This is a genomic window from Paenibacillus spongiae, from assembly GCF_024734895.1.
In the GTDB taxonomy this organism is placed as follows: domain Bacteria; phylum Bacillota; class Bacilli; order Paenibacillales; family Paenibacillaceae; genus Paenibacillus_Z; species Paenibacillus_Z spongiae.
Map to the genome: position 1 here is coordinate 3,204,409 of NZ_CP091430.1, position 18,642 is coordinate 3,223,050.

The following is an 18,642-nucleotide window of genomic DNA, read 5'->3' on the forward strand; positions in this document are numbered from 1 at the left end:
ATTTTGAGTTTTAGTTACCGCTGAATGTATCCAGTGAAAAAAGACGGACCACAGGTTCGTCTTTTTTCATTCATGCGATTGAACAGCTGCATGGAATAGAGCTGCGATGACGATTATGGACACGTGAGTAAACTTAATCATAGCAGATACATAGGCACATATTGATTAACTTTATGATAAGATTCACCGGCAGACTGCATAAACGAATCCGGGAAGGGGATTATACCAGATAATGTATAACCCTGTATCCTGGAGGTATGTCAGTGGAGGTATCCTTCTCTAGACTGCAACTAATTTTTTTGTTGCTGCTATCGCTTGGAATATCGAATCATGTTCTAATCATTCCCCATCTTATCCAAGCCGCGGGACGGGATGCCTGGATCAGTATCATCGTCGCTTACCTGGTCTTGATTGGCTGGAGTGTGATCTTATATGTGATCTTAAGATCGATGCGGACCTCACCGCTCGACAGTTGGCTAATCGAGAGAATCGGAAAGTTCGGAAGCCGGATCGTGACCGGTGGGCTGGCTTTCTATTTGCTCATCGCAGGGACGCTGATTATTTTCGACACCGTCAAAAATATTAACATTTATTTTCTGCCGCATACGCCCAATCTCGTTATAACACTCACCTTCATCCTGCTGTCTTATAATGCAGCCCGTTCGGGTCTGAAAACGTTGATTTACTTATCTGCCGCATTGCTGCCGCTCGTATGGATATTGGGATTCGGCGTATCGTCCATGACGATGAGCAGCAAGGACTATGGCATGCTGTATCCCGTCTTTACGGAAGGCATTCTCCCCGATATTAGAGGCGGGGCGATTGTGTTCGGCGGGAGTATGGATTTGCTGATCATTCTGCTCTTGCAGTATAAGTTGAAGAAGCCGTTGAATTACGGCACCTTGTTCGTACTGCTAACCATCTTGATAGGTTTGATTATGGGGCCGACGATTGGAGCCACTGCAGCATTCGGCCCTTTCCAGGCCGGAAATATGCGCTTTCCCGCCTTCGAGCAGTGGAGGCTGGTCATGCTCGGCAGGCAAATTTCCCATGTCGACTTTCTGGCCGTATTTCAGTTGATGTCCGGGAGTGTGCTAAGGACGGCGCTTATTATACATTTAGTGTCCGAGACTCTCGGCGGCAGATCCATCAAACCAATATTCCGACAATCGTTAATGCTCAGCGTGACGGCTATCATGTCCTTGCCGACGCTTATGGAGTTGAGCGACATCCTGGTGCAGAAGTTAATTCATAATTACTTTTACACGTACTCGCTCTGGTTTGGAATCATCATAACGGGTATACTCCTGGCAGCAGTCTGCCTGCCGAAGAAGAAGAAGGGAGGGAAGGCGAATGAATCGGTCACCTGAGGAAGACGCCCTCTATACGGAACTGGACGCCCGGCTGCACAGCGGTAAATTGACGGTTGCCGAGCTCAAGACAGCATTCTCCCGTTATTCGGACATCAGCTTCCCGAATCTTCCCCAAATGGAGGAGAGGGATAATCTGACGGCACTCTATTGCGAAGGTATGATCGATAAAGTTCAACTAAACGAGTACCTCGCAAGGATGTGCCAGTACGCCGTCAATCAGTCGTCGCCCAATGAAAGCTTACGTTCGGCCTGTTCGGATGAATTGCCTTTATTCGATATTAAACATACGATCGGCGATATGGTGACGAGATTGTTTACGGGAAGCTTGATCGTTTATCGGGAAGGCGATACCTCCTTCTGGGCGTTCAATATTTCCGACGTCCCGCAGCGAGCGCTGCAAGAATCCAATACGGAGATTTCAATCAAGGGACCTAAGGACGCTTTCATGGAAGACATATACACGAATATGTCGCTTATTCGAAAACGGATGCAAACCGGTTTGCTGTATAGTGAACAGTTCGTTCTCGGGAGCTTGAGCAAAACCCGTGTATCGCTTCTCTATCTAAGCCATAAAGCAAATCCGGACATCATAGCCGAAGCGCGTAATCGATTGACTACCTTCCAGGCCGAAAGCATTGAAAGCAGCGGACAATTGGAGCAATGGTTGTCGGACCGGTCGTTCTCGCTGTTTCCCTTAATCGATTATATCGGCCGCCCCGACTTTGTCATCCAAACGCTGCTGCGCGGACGGTTCGCCATTATTGTCGACGGTTCACCCATGGTGCTAATCGGGCCAAGCAACTTTCTGGAGCAATTAAAGACCCCTGAAGATGTCCATTTCCCTTACTATTATGTGATGTTCCAAAGGTCCCTTCGAATTATAGGCCTGCTTCTCAGTATTTTCTTGCCGGGTTTCTGGGTCGCTATTGCAACTGTGAATCTGGATCAGATTCCGTATGCCCTCTTAGCGACGGTCGTCACTTCGCGTCAAGGCATCCCTCTTCCTACGTTCCTTGAGGCGCTGCTGTTGTTATTTCAGTTCGAGCTGCTTCGAGAAGCGGGCATTCGACTGCCCAAGGCCGTCGGACAGACGATCGGAATTGTCGGAGGCCTGATTATCGGCGATTCCCTTATCCGGGCAGGGCTTGCATCGCCAACGCTTCTGGTCGTTATTGCCATATCGGCCGTCGCGACGTTCTGTTTGGTGAATCAATCGTTGTCGGGAACCGTCAGCATACTCAGGGCGTTCATTCTGCTGGTATCTTCCTATCTCGGCATCTACGGGTTCTTCCTAAGCATGTTTGCGATCCTGATCTATCTATGCCGGCTCGAATCCTTCGGACTAGCCTTTCTTGAGCCGATCGCTTCATTGAAGCTGAAGGAGTGGCTGGGCGGATTTCTAATCAATCCGTTCAGAAGATCCCGGATCCCATCGTCGATGATTAACAAATGGAAAAGGTGATCGGCATTGAAGCATAAGTCGGTATGCGTATTGGCATTGACAGCGGTCTTGATGCTAGGTTCAGGCTGCGCTACAGACGTTCATGATATTGAGAAGCTGGTTTATGCGTCAGCCATCGGAGTGGATTATAAAGACGGCCAATATTACGGATATGTTCAGTTCATCGATTTTCAATCGGTAGCCAAAACGACGGAAACCCAGAAACAGCCGGCAAAAACATGGGTGGGCGAGGGGAAAGGGGAGTCTTTTGAGGAGTCGTTATTCGATATCTACCGGTCGGCTCAAGAGAGAATCTATTGGGGACACGTGACTGCGATTTTAATAAGTGAATCGGCATTCAAGCAAGGATTCGCAAACATCACCGACAGTATCAGCCGGTATTACGAATTTCGGCTGACTCCTTGGGTCTATGGAACGAAAGAACCGATAAAGGATATTTTTTCCACCTCCGGATTTTTCGGGAGATCGCCGCTTGCGACGATTCTGCACGAACCGGAAGGAATCTATACGCAGACATCCCTTATTAAAGCCGTTAAACTTCACCGATTGATCGCTCAGACCTATGAACCCGGGTTTACCTCGTGCATACCGACACTTGCAGTGAACAAGGAGCAATGGTCCGAGAAAGAGAAGACGGATCCGAAACTTATGATTGACGGTGCGATCTTTCTCAAGAACGAATCGTATCGCAGCTATATCGGTTTGAAAGATTTGGCCGGACTCCGCTGGGTGCAGAAAGGTTCCGTACGCGCCGGCATTCCTGTTCCCAGTCCGTCGGAGCCTAAGGTTCAGCTTGTCTTCGATAATCCGAAATCCAGGCTTAAGCTGGTTCACGGGGGTTCCGATCCGAAATACGATATTAGTTTGAAAGCGACCGGCTACATGGTAAACCGGAACGGCAACGACATGATGGGACTTCAACAATTAACCGATAAGACGAAGGAAGCGATCGAACGGGAAATAAGAAAGACGTACCAGGCGGGGAGGAAGAAAAAGACGGACGTGCTGAACCTGGAACATAATCTCTACCGGAATCATTACCCGAAGTGGAAAGCCATGTCGTCGGTAGAGGATAAGCTGCTTGCCGAAGATACGATTCGAGATATCCATCTCGATATCAATATCACGCATACCGGCTCGGAGAAAAATAAACACATCAAACGCATCAATTAGCGGATATCGGACCGGGTAAGGAGAATCCGATCAAGGCGGGTTTCGTTGAACGATAGGTAAAAATTGGTTTATACTGGCAATCGACGCTTCGGCTGCATCGGGAGGAGGAATTCGTTATGCGGTGCTAAGAATTAATCCGCTCCCGGCAATGTCTGGATGCTAAACACTGCAAGGGATCTCTCAACGATCCCGCGGCTGTTTATGATGTAGACCTTGCCGCCTTAAAATGAACATTTAATTTTAAGGGGTGGAGCATGATGAAATATGTGAAAGCAAATGCGATATGGCTTGAAACGCTGGTCAAAGAAGTCCAGAAGTACGTTCAAGGTGAATTCTTGTATATACCGAATCCTCAAGGGATACGCAAGCAGTGGGGCGAAAACTCCGGTTACAGACAGTATCTTTGCGACCGCAATGAGGAGATCCGGCGCGAGTTCAAGCTTGGTGCTGAAATCGAGCAGCTGTCCGACCGGTATTGTCTTTCCTATGACAGCATCAAGAAAATCGTATATTCCAAACGCTCGTGACCGTATCAAGAGACCCGTCGGTTCCTAAGGTGAACGGACCGGTCTTTTTTTTGCGTGCAAGAATTGGTTATAAAACGTTCTTTATCTATATATCGTCTGAACCCGTTTCTATACTCATGGTATAGGTCTTGACATGAATGGAGGGATACACCTTCAAGCGGCCAAGCACAATTTGGTTTCATTCCCTTATAACAAAAGGTATTGGCAGATGTTCGTCTTCGACTATTTCGAAGACAACCGGGATCAATACCGGGTGATTGAGAGGAATGGCGATCGGCTAGGCGTATTCGTGCACAATACTTTCTGCGACGGCATAATGGGGACCTATATGATGGATCTGACGGAAGGCGTGTCATGGATGGAAGTCGTGCCTTACGTCAACGGCTATTTGATCGATTATGGTGACCGTCTCCTCGCTGATCAAGGGCGCGAGGTTGGAGCCGTAACGTATTCCCTGCGCGAGGGGCAATCCGGTCTATGAAATAATGAAGTCCTGTTATAGCAGGAGCCGTCCTGCGGAGCAGAATTATTACCGCATTGCAGATATGAGTGCGTTTCTGCTGCGGATTGCTCCCGTGCTGGAACAGCGGCTTGCCGGCTCCTATATTTGCGGGTACACCAGAAGCGTCACGTTACAGCTGTTCGAATACAAGAAGGTGCTGAAGATCCGGTTTCATCAAGGCCGCATCCTGGATATAACGTGGCAGGACAATCCGGATTACCTTTTCCAGGACATCCATAAGCCGCTTGAATATTTCATGCATCTGCTCTTTGGGCAGCATGATATCGAGGATTATTTGATGTATTACCGCGAGGTGGGCAGCTGGAACGACGATAGCGGTCTGAATAATGAAATGCGCATACTTCTGAAGGTGCTGTTCCCGAAAAAACCAAGCCATATTAACCATCCTCTTTAAGGGGGAAGATGGGGTCGGAATAATACGATACTGCCGCCCGAAAAACAGCGGGCGGATAAGGAAGCGGAGCTCTCTTCAGGAGAGACTCCGCTTTCTTGCATTGCGGATAATACGTACATCGTCTGAAGTTCAACCACTGGCTTCGGGGTCCGGCATAAACCATGAAATATACGTGCATTTCGTACAGGTCCGTATCGCTGCCGATTTGTGCAGCTGTCTGATAATATGAACTGGAAACCATCAAATAGATTGGAAGGGGGCTCGGAGATATGATGAATGATCAGCGCGTATAAGGTAACTGCTTGTCAGTCCCCTTATGATGGTCAGATATTCCGATTTCGTGTTCAATAGCCTATTCATAGGAGAGTGAAGCGCGATGGCCGGTAGCAAACGGATGATGCCAAGCCGGAATATGTCCATACGGCTTGCCGTGTACTTGTTTATTATGAACGGCTTCATTCTAGTCGTCAGCAGTACGGCTGGTTACGCGTTCACGAGCAGTGTGATCAAGAAGAATACGGCCTATTATGCGGAGCATTACATCGGTTCGATGAATAATGAGCTCAACTTCTACTTTCGCGACGTAGACCTGATGACGAATTCTCTTTTCTATTTGAGCAAAAATCTATTCGATGGCCTGGAGCTTGACGACCGTAAGCTGCAATTGCAGAACGATTTGTCCGGACTGCGCGGCGGCAGAGACTACATCGAGGACATTCTGGTGCTCAGCAATGATCTGCAAGCTGCCGGCACTGCGCCGATCGATATGGGTCAGCTTCAGAGAGCGGATATTTACCGCAAAATCATGGGCAGTGAGGGCGAGCTGGTTGTTTCACCGATCGGTTATCCCACCTTCGTTTTTGATCCATCGAAAGCGAACCGGCCGGTTCTGTTTGCAGGACGCAAGATCGTTTCCGGCCATACGAGCCGAATGGAAGGAATCATCATCGTCACGATTAAGGCAGAACGTATCACGGATATTGTCCAAAAACGGGAAAAGCATTATGATGAGCAGCTGTTTCTCGTCGACAGGCAAGGAATATTAATGGAACCGGCCCGAATCGGGGAGATGCCCCATGATGGAGAAGAAATGCTGAAGGAGGCGGGCGGAGAACGCGCGTCGTTTATACGCTACGGCCATATGATCGTATCCGGCAATGACCGGCGGATCCAGCCGATGAACATCGTCGGCATTATACCGGAGAAGGCTTTGCTCAAGGACGCCGCTGCCATACTGAACCTGCAGCTGGCCTTGAATTTTGGCTTGCTCCTCATAGGCATGACGCTCGCCCTGGTGATCGCATACCGGTTCCTAAGGCCGATTGTCAGACTGGCCCATTTCATGAGAACCGTAGGCAATCAACAGCTCATCACCTACCGGCAGCGCGAACGCGGCAATAATGACGAAATCGGCTACTTAATCATCAGCTTTAACCGGATGATCCGGAGGCTCAGGCGGTCGTTCCGGCACATCCATGACGAACGGGAGAAGCAGAAGAAGGCCGAGCTGCGTGCGCTGCAGGCGCAAATCAACCCTCATTTCATTTATAACACCCTGAACAATGTCCGCTGGCTGGCCAGAATGGGGCAAACCGATTCGATATTCGACATCTTAACCTCGATGAATATCGTCCTCGTCAGCGCCTTCCAGCTGGAGAAGCCGATCATCACGATCGGTGAAGAATTACAGCATTTGGCCGCGTACATTACCATTCAAACCATGATCCATCCCGGCAAATTCGATGTTGTCTATGAAATGGACGATTCCATCCGTTCAGCGCCAATCGCCCGCATGAGTCTGCAACCGCTGGTTGAGAATGCGATCTTCCACGGTGTGCTGCCCAAGAGCGGGCACGGCCTGATTACGATAAAAGGCTGGTACGAGAGGGACCGGATTATGCTGCAGGTTGCCGATAGCGGAGTTGGAGCCGCGGATGAAACGGGCCTTCAACGCGACCCGGGCGCCGAGCGGAGAGAGCATGTCGGCATGCGCAATGTGGACAAGCGGATCAAGTTATATTTCGGCAGCCAGTTTGGCGTGGATTGGAAGAGCGAAAGGCATGTCGGGACGACGGTTACCGTAGCATTGCCAAACAAGCAAATATAGGGGGCAAGTAGCATGAATGTCGTTATTGTGGACGATGAAGCGATCGTACGCCATGGCATTCGGCACGCGGTCGACTGGACCGCACTGGGTGCTGATCAGGTGGAGGAAGCATCGAATGGGCGGGAGGTGCTCGAGCACTGGCACGAGTGGAAGCCGGAGCTTCTTGTAACGGACATCAAAATGCCCGTCATGGACGGCATATCCTTGATTCGCGAGGTGAAGAAGCGCGATCCCGGCTGCATCTGTATCGTGCTTAGCTGCGCCGACGAATTCGAGCTTGTGAAGGAAGCGCTGCTGCTCGGCGCCTCGGATTATTTGTTGAAAATGACGGTCCGGCCGGAGGAACTGATGACTTGTATCCGTAATGCGGCGAACCGGCGTACCATCGAATGGTCACGATCTACCCGTTCCAGGCATGATACATTGAGCGAGTCAGCCATGCTCTATGGACTCAGGCCCGGACTTGAACGGTTTGCGTTGGCCGTGATGCAGGTGAATCCGTGCATCGCTTCCCGGCATCGGGCGATCCTGGAGATCAGCCTGTTACTTGAGGAGGAGAAGAGCGTCGAGTTGGACTTGTTTCAAGCGGAGGAAGGGGAACTGGCGCTATTATTCGATTGTATGCCGGGAGAGAGCGTTCATGATTGCTTGAGCCGAGTGAAAAGCCGTTTACAGCGGATTGGCGAACATGTCGTGAAGCGAACGGGGCATGAAATCCGTTTCGGCGTCAGCGATTTCTGCGAATCTCCCAGCCGTTTGCGGACGGCATACGCCGAAGCGAAAACGGCAGCCAATGATCAGTTTTTCAGTGCGGCGGATGGAATCCGGTGTTACAGCGACTGTAGGAAGGAGCCTTCAGCCGAAGCCGATGACCAAATCCGCGCCATGTTTAACCATTCATTCCGGACAAGCTTGATACAGGCTCTTCTGACAGGAACGGAAGAGGAAGCGGCACAAACGGTCCATCGCTGCTTCGAGCTGTTGAACCGTTCCCATTGTTCATTGGCAGCCGCATACGATTGCGTCGATAAAGCGGCCTCCATTCTCCGCGTTGCGGTCATGGAACTGAGCGCCTTGGCCGGAGGGGCGGTGTATGAAGCGCTGGAATCGTTCGACGGCCAAGCGTTTCAGCTGCAATGGAGCTGTCAGCGTACGGCAGAGCGGATGAAGGATTATTGCCGGTATATTTTCCGGACCCGCAGCAATTTACAAGGGCGAAGCGGGAGCAAGATTGTCCATGAAGTCCAGTGTTACCTGATGAGCCACTATCGGGAGAAAGTATCGCTCGAAAGTACGGCTGCCCGGTTTTTTCTCAATAAAAATTATCTCTCCCAGCTGTTTAAAGCCGAGACGGGCACGAATTTTATCCGCTATCTGAATGCGATCCGAATCGAGAAAGCGAAGGAGCTCATCGTGAATACCGCGGAAACGATTCATGATATTGCAGAGCAAACGGGCTTCGGCGATTTTCGCTATTTCAGCCGTGTCTTTCGCAATCATACCGGACTGAGCCCGACCGAATTTAAGACGACGAGGTGCTGCAAATGACGAGCTTATGTCCACCTTGTTCTGAAGATCGTCCACGCCGGCAGCATGGGCAGCCCGAAGCGTTAGAAGAATGTGAAGAATGTGCGGCAACATCCGAAATCCGGTCATGGGCTCGTGCCGAAATGCGCTGTACAATGCAGAAGAATCGCTATCGAAGCTAACGCTTGACGGACGGTGCTCCGGATAACCGATAGTCCCTGTACGGCTCGTTTGCTCCGATAGAACGAATTGAATAATAGATTAAGGAGGTCTCATCATTTTATCGTCATACTCACAATTGGAAGCGCATTCGGGGAACCGTCCGTTCAAGCGGCGCATGAGGTTTACCCGGACCGACTGGGTAGGCTACGGGTTCAGCGCGCCGCTCTTAATCGGTGTCCTCACATTCGCCATTTATCCGATGCTTGCCGCGCTGTACATGAGCTTTCAACAGACAAGCGGCAGCGGCTCGATGGCCAAATGGGTCGGACTGAGCAACTACAGCTACATCTTGAATGACCCGATCTTCTGGAAGTCGTTGTATAACACCGTTTTTATGGGCGTTCTATCCATGCTGTTTGGCATCGGGCTTTCCTTTATTACCGCAAGTCTGATTAACAGTCTGAAGTGGAATTTCGGCAAAAATTTCTTCAAGGGCGTCTACTTTCTGCCGAATGTGGTCTCCGCGGTAGCAACCAGCTTATTGTTCTCGTTTCTGTTCTATCCGGATCAGGCCGGGCTGTTAAACTATGTGATCGGCTGGCTTGGCATCGAGCCTGTCGGCTGGTTTACGAATTCGCAATTTTCCCGTTTCAGTATCGTGATCATGAGCATGTGGGGGGCGGTTGGGTACAATACGATCATTTTTCTGGCCGGCCTGCAAAGCGTTCCGCGTGATCTATACGAGGCGGCGGAGGTTGACGGAGCAAGCGGGATCCGCAAGTGGCGGCATATTACGATTCCGTACCTGCGTCCCATCTTCGTGTTCATGTTCATTATGGGAACGATCGGCGGCATGAAGAGGTTCTCGGACGTTTGGCTTATCGGGGGTACGGCGGGCAACCCGGATGGCAGCTTGATGACGTCCGTCCTGTACATCTACCGCAGTGCGTTTCTTGCCTCGCAGATGGGCATGGCTACGGCAGCCTCTTACTTGTTATTTGTCATCATCTTGATTCTGACGATGTTCTTGTTGATCATGAATCGCCGGAAAAGCAGTTTCGACTAGCAGACAAACCGGAAAATGCAAGTCCGAAGCGGATACTGCGTTCAAGAGCAGGCCGCTGCACAGGCAGAATGTTCTTCCGATCGCTGTTGTTCCCGGATTTCCTTGAATCTAATTTAAAGGTTGAACTCCGGTAACAAAGGCGACCGCTGGCGCTTCTTCAGAATCATTCTTCCCGCTTCGCTAGGCTCCAACAAAACGAAGCGTATGCTTCCGAAGCAAGAAATAAAGAGCAGGCCGCTGCGCAGGCAGAATGTTCTTCCGATCGCTGTTGTTCCCGGATTTCCTTGAATCTAATTTAAAGGTAGAATTCCGGTAACAAAGGCGACCGCTGGCGCTTCTTCAGAATCATTCTTCCCGCTTCGCTAAGCTCCAACAAAACGAAGCGTATGCTTCCGAAGCAAGAAATAAAGAGCAGGCCGCTGCGCAGGCAGAATGTTCTTCCGATCGCTGTTGTTCCCGGATTTCTTTGAATCCAATTTATAGGTTGAACTCCGGTAACAAAGGCGACCGCTGGCGCTTCTTCAGAATCATTCTTCCTGCTCCGCTAAGCTCCAACAAAACGAAGCGTATGCTTCCGAAGCAAGTTTTGTTTACGAAGAGTAAACAAAGTAGTAGAGTTCCAACAACACGAAGCGTATGCTTCCGAAGCAAGTTTTGTTTACGAAGAGTAAACAAAGTAGTAGTGCTCCAACAAAACGAAGCGTATGCTTCCGAAGTCAGTTTTGTTTACGAAGAGTAACAAAGGAGTAGTGCTTCAACAAAACTAAGCGTATGCTTCCGAAGTCAGTTTTGTTTACGAAGATTATACAAAGGAGTAGTGCTCCAACAAAACTTTTAGGAGGAAAGTGATGTCACAACAAGTCGCACTCGCTGCTGTACCGAGAAAGAGAAGGGGATCGACCGGGCAATGGGTCATCACGCTTGTTCTCTTGGCCGGTTCTCTCGTTATGATCGTCCCTTTCCTGTGGATGGTTATGACCAGCTTCGACTGGGGAGCCCGGTTGAACATTACCTTTCCGCCGAAGCTGTGGCCGGAGGAACCTTCCATCAAGCCGTACCGGGCAGCTTTCACCAACATTCCGATGATGAACTATATCTTCAACTCGTTTCTCGTTAGCGTCGGCGTCATCCTGGTGAGCGCCATGTCCGCGCTTCTATCGGGCTATGCGCTGTCCAAGCTCCGGTTCAAGGGCTCGAACGCCGTGCTACTGCTGGCGCTCAGCACGATGATGATCCCGTTCGAAATGACGATGATCCCGCAATATCTGCTGTTCAGCAAAATCGGCTTAATCGATACGTACTGGGCTTTTTACCTGCCTGCGCTCAATTATGCGTTCGGTACGTTTCTGGCCAAAGCTTTCATCGACCAGCTGCCGTCTGCGCTCCGGGAAGCGGCGATCATCGATGGCGCTCGTGAAATCAGCGTATTCTGGCGAATTTATCTGCCCTTATGCACGCCGATCATCGCCACCATGATCATCCTGTTGTTCCTGGGGGTATGGAACGACATGCTGTGGCCTCTCCTCGCACTCAAATCGGCTTCCAAATACACCATCCAGATTGGACTTGCCATGTTTACCTATAATAACGGGCTGAATCAGCAGCCGGCGATTATTATGGCCGCCACGGCGGTCAGCTTGATTCCCATTGTCGTCGTCTACCTCTTCCTGCAGCGTTACATCATTGAAAGCATCGCGTTATCCGGTATCAAACAGTAATCGGTTCAACGATACGAGAGTCCATATGAGAGGGGTAGTGTAAATGAGAAAATGGTTGCTGCTTGTTCTATCGTTCGCACTGGTCATGACGCTTGCTGCTTGCTCTTCCAATAAGGAAAACGAAATCACCGGAGGCGCTAATGTCGAGAAACTATCGGATTTGAAAGGGACCGTACGGGTAGCGTTGGCGGGCTGGAAGCTGGAGAACGGCATAGATCCGCTGACAGGCAACGAGACTACGGGTCTAAACGACTATCTTAAAGCGACGTTTAACAAGATGTACCCGAACATCAAGCTGGAAGTGTATCAAATTCCATGGGAGAACGCCAAGGCGAAGCAGTCTGCGATGCTGCTCTCCAAAGATGTGGATGTGTTGTACACGGGAGGAGCTTTTGCCTCGCAGTGGTACCAGGAAGGGCTGCTCCGCGATTTGGACGATCTGATCGGAGCGGACCCGTCATTCGATCCCGGTATTTATTTGAACGGCATCATGAATAACTCTTACAGCACGAAGTCTCCGGACGGTACGAAGCAATTCGGCATTCCGGTAGCGCTTGGGCGCCGGATGGTCGTGTATGATACCAAACTGTTCGAAGACTGGGGCGTTGAGCCGCTTGCCAAGAAGCCTACGCCGGACGAAATCCTGGAGAAAGCGAAGAAGATGACGGGCAAGAACCCGAACACGGGCGAGCCGAACTACGGACTCTATTGGAGCGGCAACTCGCTGAACGGATCGACCTTCGTCGCACTGACGCTGGCATTCGGAGCGAAGGGGGCGGAAGGCAGCTTGAACGATATTAAGAATATCAAGTGGAAGCTCAATACGCCTGAGATGGCGAAGGTGTTGGAATGGCTGAAGCAAGCCTCGCTGCTGCCTCCGAAAGGATTTATAACCGCGCAGGGGGCCGAGAACTTCGGGCTCGATAAGAATAATATCGCCATCGGAATCGATCAGAGCGGCGGCTCGACAATGAGCGAATACTTGGCGAAGAAAGACGAAGGCCTGCTCAGCCGGTTCGAGCCGGTCATGAACGTCGGGCCCGAGGGCGAAGGATGGGTGGCCGTGGATCCGTTCATCATGTCGAAAGAGGCTAAGGACGTGAAGGCTTCGTGGGAAGTACTCAAATTTTTGTCCGGTTACGAGACTCAAAAGTATTTGTACATGAATTTTGCCAACACACCGACCTTGAACAATGCCGATTTCGTCGATAAGAAAGACAAGTTCGTGCAGATGGCGCTCGATATCGCCGCCGTCGGCCATTCGGAGCTGATGGACGAGGCGAATCCGTTCTTCATGAGCGACATCATACCTGCCGTCAACGGATTCATCAGCAAGGCGGCGGCGGGCAGCGCTCCCGATATTCCAACCTTCCTCAATGACTTGCAGGACCGGGCCGAGAAGTGGACGGCGAACTTGAAGTGATCGAAGCTTCGCACCTGCGGTTCCTTAATCTTTTCAATAAGAAGAATTGTGCCCGGTTTCCGCGCACAATTCTTTTTTTTACCATTGCGGTATCTCCATTAGCCGTATTACACTTTATTCGCCGCATCAAGCGGTGTGTTATTTTCCGATTTGGGGGTGAATATACGGATTTCGAAGCATTTTTCGTAAGCGCTGTCATCAAGAAGATATAATGATTGTACCCGCCGTCTACGTATTCAGCCCACGACCGAGAGGAGAAAAGACTATGCGCTTTCGCCGATTTCATTCCATCGTTGTGCAGCTCTTCTTGCTCTGTTTTATCGGGATGACGCTGCCCGTGCTCGTGATGGGCTTGCTGTCCTACAACAAGTCGTCAACCATCGTCGAGGAGCAGGTCAGTAAAGTGGCTTCACTCACTATCACGCAAGTGAGCGACAAGCTGAACCTTTATTTCAAGAAGCTGGACGATTCTTCCATGATGGTGCTGAACAGCAAGGTCGTTCGCGAAATATTGGAAGAAGGGGATAAGAACGAATATAATAAGGAGCTCAAGGTGCAGGAAGGTCAGGATTTTCTGACCTCCATCATGATCAACTCGCCGGAAATTCTCGATATCTATATCCTTGACGTCAACCGTAAATATTCGCTCCTAAGCTCCGATTCGCTGATGTCGGTTCCCGATCAGTGGGATTCCGATTGGTACAAAAAAATAACGGACGCTAACGGCAACACGGTCTGGTTCGGGATGTCCAGCAGCTCTTACGTGAAGAAAACGGATACGGGGTTTCCTATTTTTGGTCTGGGCCGCGCGATCCGAAGCTTCGATACCGGCGAAACCATCGGCGTCATGTTTTTCGAAATCGTGGGAGACGCGCTGATTCAGGAGCTTAACCGCGTCCAGTTCGGCGATACCGGCTACATGTATGTCGTCAATGACGATAACCGTTATTTCTATCACCCGAGCCCGCTTCAATACGGGGTACGTTCCGAGGTACCTCTGCCTGCACAGACTTCGGAGATCCAGATTGGATCCAAGAGTACGCTCATGATTCCCGAGCGGCTGGACAATGGATGGCATGTCGTCGGCGTGGTGCCGCTGGCTGAGCTGACCGCTGATTCAGCCAGCATCCGTAAATTCACGATGTGGATCGCGCTATGCTGCATCATTCTGGCCATCGGGATGGGCTATTACGTGACGCGCAAGATCGGCAATCCGCTCGTTCAATTGAGTCGGCTCATGCGCAGGAGCGAAGCCGGCGATTTGAATGTCCGCAGCCGGAATGTCGGCCGCAACGAGATCGGCCAGCTTGGGCGAAGCTTCAATAAAATGATCGAACAGATCGATTTGTTGATTCATCGGATCGCGGAGGAGGAGAAGGAGAAGAAGAAGGCCGAGATTCGGGCTCTCCGCTATCAAATCAATCCGCATTTTCTATACAATACATTGAATTCGATCCGTTGGATGGCTAAATTGAACCGGACCCATGACGTGGACAACGCCGTCACCACGCTCGTTCATCTGTTGGAGGGAAGCCTGGAACGCAATGGCGTTTTTATCCAGCTTGGCGATGAGCTGGAGCTGCTTAGGAAATATATGATTATTCAGGAATACCGGTACGACAACCAGATCCGCTTGAACATCGACTGTCCGGATGAGCTGCTCCGCGTGCCGATCCCAAGGATGCTGCTGCAGCCGATCGTCGAGAATGCTATTTTTCACGGCATTGCGCCGAAAGACGATGATGGCGTCATCGACATTGAAGTCGTGCAGCAAGGATCGGATATTAAGATGACCATTACGGACGATGGGGTCGGAATCGAATTAGACCGAATCGAAGGACTGCTAGCTTACGATCGGGACTGCAATAACCGGGGAATGACCAATATCGGTCTTAATCACGTTCACCAGACCATTCAGTTATACTACGGAACGAATTACGGCGTCAGCGTCGAAAGTGAGCCAGGTAAAGGAACGCAAATTCGCATCATCATCTCGAAGGCGAAGGGTGATCAACATGTGCAAAGTGCTGCTGGTTGACGACGAGAAAATGGCGAGAATGGGGATGCGTGCCGTACTGGACTGGGAGAATAACGGGTTCGAGCTGGTCGGCGAAGCTTCCAACGGGGAGAAGGCGATGAACTGGATCCGCGAGAAGCGGGTAGATATTCTAATCACCGACATCGCCATGCCGGTTATGGATGGTCTTGAGCTTACCCGTAAAGCCAAAGAGCTGTGCCCTTTCATCAAAGTGCTGCTGCTCAGCTGTCATAACGACTTCGATTATGTGCGGGAGGGCATCCGCCTCGGCGCATCGGATTATATTCTGAAACCAACGCTTAATGCCGATTCGCTCTTGACCGCGCTGCATCAGATGCGCCGCAAGCAGGAAGAAGAACGGGAAAACCGGCAAATCGTCGAGCTGTTCAAGGATCATCTGCATGTAAGCAAACGGAAGGAACTGGAGAAGATGTTCTGCAAAGCGCTGCGTGGAGACCGGGATGCAATCGGGCGGCTGCAGCACGCTTATCCGGATGAAAAATACCGATTCGTCGCCATCGGCGTGGATGTATTCGCGGAATCCGATACCGACAAAGCCGAGCTGCTGATCGAGCAGACCGAAATCATCCAGACACAGCTATACGAGAGGTGCCGTTCGTACGTTGCGGTGCTGCATCGTCCGGATCTGGTCATGGCCGTACTCCCCGCGCTAACACCGCTGGAGTGCAATCCAGCCGAGCTGAACGAATGGCTCAGCGGTCTCCGAACGGGTTCCAATCCGGAGCATATTCATATCTCCATCGGAATCAGCGGCTATTGTGAAGGGTTCACAGATATCCAGGAATCCTGCCTGGAAGCAAAGCGTGCACTGGACCATGTATTCTTCAGCGGTCCGGACAATAAGTTATCTGTAATTGATACTGCCGCAGATGAACGATTATCCGCGCAGGATTACAACTATGCCTCGGTATTGAATGAACTGAAGGAATCGTTGACAATGGGCTATCATGCCAAAGCGGATGAACAGCTTGGGATCATTGTGCGCCATTGGAATCCCGGAAACCGTACGAAAGCGGAAGTTCTGCAGGAGGCGGAGGAGTTAATGACGCTATTCCTGCTCTGTAAGGACGTCAGTACGGTGAATGTTCGACGGATCCGCCGGACAGACAAGTTTCGTTATGCCGAGGATGTCATCCGCCATGTGTTAGACTGCTTCGAGGAGCTTCGGGATGGAGACGGGCTGCTGAAGCCGGATACGACGCTGCATCAACGAATCGTTAAGGAAGCGATCCGCTTTTTGGGGGATCACTATACAGAGGCGATCAGTCTGCAGCAGGTGGCCGATGAAGTGAATGTCAGCCGGAATTATTTCAGCGAAATGTTCAAACGCGTCACGGGTCAGAACTTTATCGACTATGTCATCGCTCTGCGCGTGAAACATGCCAAGGAGCTTCTTCAAGTTTCAAAGCTCAGGGTATACGAGGTGGCGGAGCAGTCCGGCTTCAATGACGTCAAGCATTTCAGCAAGCAATTCAAGAAAATCGCCGGTCTCTCGCCGGCTGAATATCAAGGCATGTGGCGAAAATAACGATCCATGCTCAAATTGCCGAAAACAAAACACCCTTTCGGAACATAAACCCTACTCAGACACATTTCGTAAATTCTATAATTAAAGCGTTTACAAGATGTGCAGCAAGAAGGATACTCCCACTAATCTTGTGCTTCACTGGAATCGATTTGAATTCAATCCGGTTGGAGCGTAAGCGGTACATTACTATCTGAGGAGGAGAAGAGAACATGAAGAAGCTCAAATGGTCCTTGTTTGTCCTGGTATTGGTTTCCGCAGTATTTCTTCAAGCTTGCGGGTCGAACGGCGGCGGGAACGGGGGAGGAAACAACGAAGCATCATCCGGGGGAGAAAGCGGTTCAAAAGGGGAGAAAGTCAAGATCAAATGGGCGACTTGGGGCAACCCGGGCGAATTGACACGGTTTCAAGAATTCACGAAGGACTTCAACGCCAAGCATCCTGATATCGAAGCGGAGCTTATTCCGATTCCGGGCGAGTACGAGCAAAAAATATTGACGCAATTGAGCGGCGGAACGGCGCCCGATGTTTTCTATGCCGGCGATGCCACCATCGTCAAGCTGATCGAGAACGGCAGCATCGAGGAGCTTACCCCGCTGATGGATGGCGGCGGAAGCGCTATCAAGAAAGACGATTTCTTCGAAGGCTTGTGGGGGGCAGCGCAGCGCGATGGCAAAATTTTTGGCGTGATGGTCGACTGCAATCCGATGGTGCTCTGGTATAACAAGAAAGTATTGAAGGATGCGGGCATTACCGAGATGCCGGCGGAATTGCAAATGAAAGGCGAATGGACGTGGGAAGCGTTCCAGATGATCACGGATAAAATCAAAGCAAGCGGCAAATACGGTTATGTACTGGATAACGGCTGGGCCAGCACACACAGCTGGGTATCCTCGAACGGCGGCAAGGTGTATGACGAGAACGGCAAATATGTAGCGTACACCGATCAGAAAGCGATGGAGACGTTCCGTTTCTTATACGACAATGTCCAGAAGAAGAACTTCACGTTCTCCGGCACGCTCCCGAAAGGACAAGGCGGCGATGCCATGTTCATGTCTAACCAAGTCGGCTTTGTAGGAGCCGGACGCTGGTACCTGCCTTTATTCAAGAAGAATGAATCGCTCGAATTCGATGTCGTTTCTTGGCCGACCAATACGGGCAAAAAGATTGAACCGGCCGGCATCCCGACGGCATACATGGTGCTCAACAAAGCATCGAAACAGAAGCAAGCAGCCTATACCTTCCTCTCCGAATTCGTAAGCAAGGAAGGACAGACGTACCGTCTGCAAGGGGGCGGCAACGCCGTTCCGTCGATCGCAGGCGTGGACGAAGTCGTTAAGGAAGGCAACCTGCCGGAGCACGCGCAGCTATTCCTCGATGCACGCGAAGTCGGGTTTGCGTTAACGGCGTTCGAAGCCGGCGTTCCCGGATTGAGCAAAGAAATCGATTCCAATTTCGAGAAGCTCTGGCTGAAGAACGAAGATTTGGATAAGACGATCAAGGATATTCAAGAGATAGCGAATAAGAAGATCGATGAATACAAGAGCAAATAAGGAATCCGCAGGGCAGGCACGATAACGAGTCTGAGAAGGGGAGGGGTTCG

The 18,642-nt window shown here is 50.7% G+C and carries 14 protein-coding genes; all 14 read left to right on the forward strand.

The window, feature by feature from the left end:
• Positions 1-263 precede the first annotated feature (263 nt).
• The 14 genes from L1F29_RS14700 (at position 264) to L1F29_RS14765 (ending at position 18,592) form a co-directional block, all read left to right on the forward strand.
• A complete protein-coding gene (locus L1F29_RS14700) occupies positions 264-1,370 on the forward strand; it encodes a GerAB/ArcD/ProY family transporter (RefSeq protein ID WP_258389045.1) in 1,107 nt (368 codons plus the stop codon).
• Positions 1,354-2,835 carry a spore germination protein gene (locus L1F29_RS14705; RefSeq protein ID WP_258389046.1) on the forward strand — a complete coding sequence of 494 codons (1,482 nt, stop codon included), beginning with the start codon at positions 1,354-1,356 and terminating at the stop codon, positions 2,833-2,835. The genes L1F29_RS14700 and L1F29_RS14705 overlap by 17 nt, the downstream gene beginning before the upstream one ends.
• A gap of 6 nt (positions 2,836-2,841) precedes the next feature.
• Complete coding sequence (locus L1F29_RS14710) at positions 2,842-4,008, forward strand: Ger(x)C family spore germination protein (RefSeq protein WP_258389047.1); 1,167 nt, start codon at positions 2,842-2,844, stop codon at positions 4,006-4,008.
• Between the two features lie 257 nt (positions 4,009-4,265).
• Positions 4,266-4,535 (forward strand): CD3324 family protein, encoded by a 270-nt coding sequence (locus L1F29_RS14715; RefSeq protein WP_258389048.1) that lies wholly within the window; start codon positions 4,266-4,268, stop codon positions 4,533-4,535.
• Between the two features lie 133 nt (positions 4,536-4,668).
• Positions 4,669-5,016 carry a hypothetical protein gene (locus tag L1F29_RS14720; protein ID WP_258389049.1) on the forward strand — a complete coding sequence of 116 codons (348 nt, stop codon included), beginning with the start codon at positions 4,669-4,671 and terminating at the stop codon, positions 5,014-5,016.
• Between the two features lie 4 nt (positions 5,017-5,020).
• Positions 5,021-5,452, forward strand: a complete 432-nt coding sequence (locus L1F29_RS14725; protein ID WP_258389050.1) for a hypothetical protein — start codon at positions 5,021-5,023, stop codon at positions 5,450-5,452.
• Positions 5,453-5,828: 376 nt separating this feature from the next.
• Positions 5,829-7,559, forward strand: coding sequence for a cache domain-containing sensor histidine kinase (locus tag L1F29_RS14730; protein WP_258389051.1), 1,731 nt, complete (start codon positions 5,829-5,831; stop codon positions 7,557-7,559).
• Between the two features lie 12 nt (positions 7,560-7,571).
• The gene (locus L1F29_RS14735) at positions 7,572-9,107 is read left to right on the forward strand and encodes a response regulator (RefSeq protein WP_258389052.1); all 1,536 of its coding nucleotides are present in this window, start codon (positions 7,572-7,574) and stop codon (positions 9,105-9,107) included.
• Between the two features lie 316 nt (positions 9,108-9,423).
• Positions 9,424-10,314, forward strand: coding sequence for a carbohydrate ABC transporter permease (locus L1F29_RS14740; protein ID WP_258389053.1), 891 nt, complete (start codon positions 9,424-9,426; stop codon positions 10,312-10,314).
• Between the two features lie 848 nt (positions 10,315-11,162).
• A complete protein-coding gene (locus tag L1F29_RS14745; RefSeq protein WP_258389054.1) occupies positions 11,163-12,032 on the forward strand; it encodes a carbohydrate ABC transporter permease in 870 nt (289 codons plus the stop codon).
• Positions 12,033-12,075: 43 nt separating this feature from the next.
• Positions 12,076-13,455, forward strand: coding sequence for an ABC transporter substrate-binding protein (locus L1F29_RS14750; RefSeq protein ID WP_258389055.1), 1,380 nt, complete (start codon positions 12,076-12,078; stop codon positions 13,453-13,455).
• A 265-nt stretch (positions 13,456-13,720) separates the two neighbouring features.
• On the forward strand, positions 13,721-15,493 hold the full coding sequence (locus tag L1F29_RS14755) for a sensor histidine kinase (protein WP_258389056.1): 1,773 nt from the start codon (positions 13,721-13,723) through the stop codon (positions 15,491-15,493).
• On the forward strand, positions 15,471-17,042 hold the full coding sequence (locus tag L1F29_RS14760) for a response regulator (protein WP_258389057.1): 1,572 nt from the start codon (positions 15,471-15,473) through the stop codon (positions 17,040-17,042). The genes L1F29_RS14755 and L1F29_RS14760 overlap by 23 nt, the downstream gene beginning before the upstream one ends.
• A 209-nt stretch (positions 17,043-17,251) precedes the next feature.
• Complete coding sequence (locus tag L1F29_RS14765; RefSeq protein ID WP_258389058.1) at positions 17,252-18,592, forward strand: ABC transporter substrate-binding protein; 1,341 nt, start codon at positions 17,252-17,254, stop codon at positions 18,590-18,592.
• Positions 18,593-18,642: the final 50 nt, after the last annotated feature.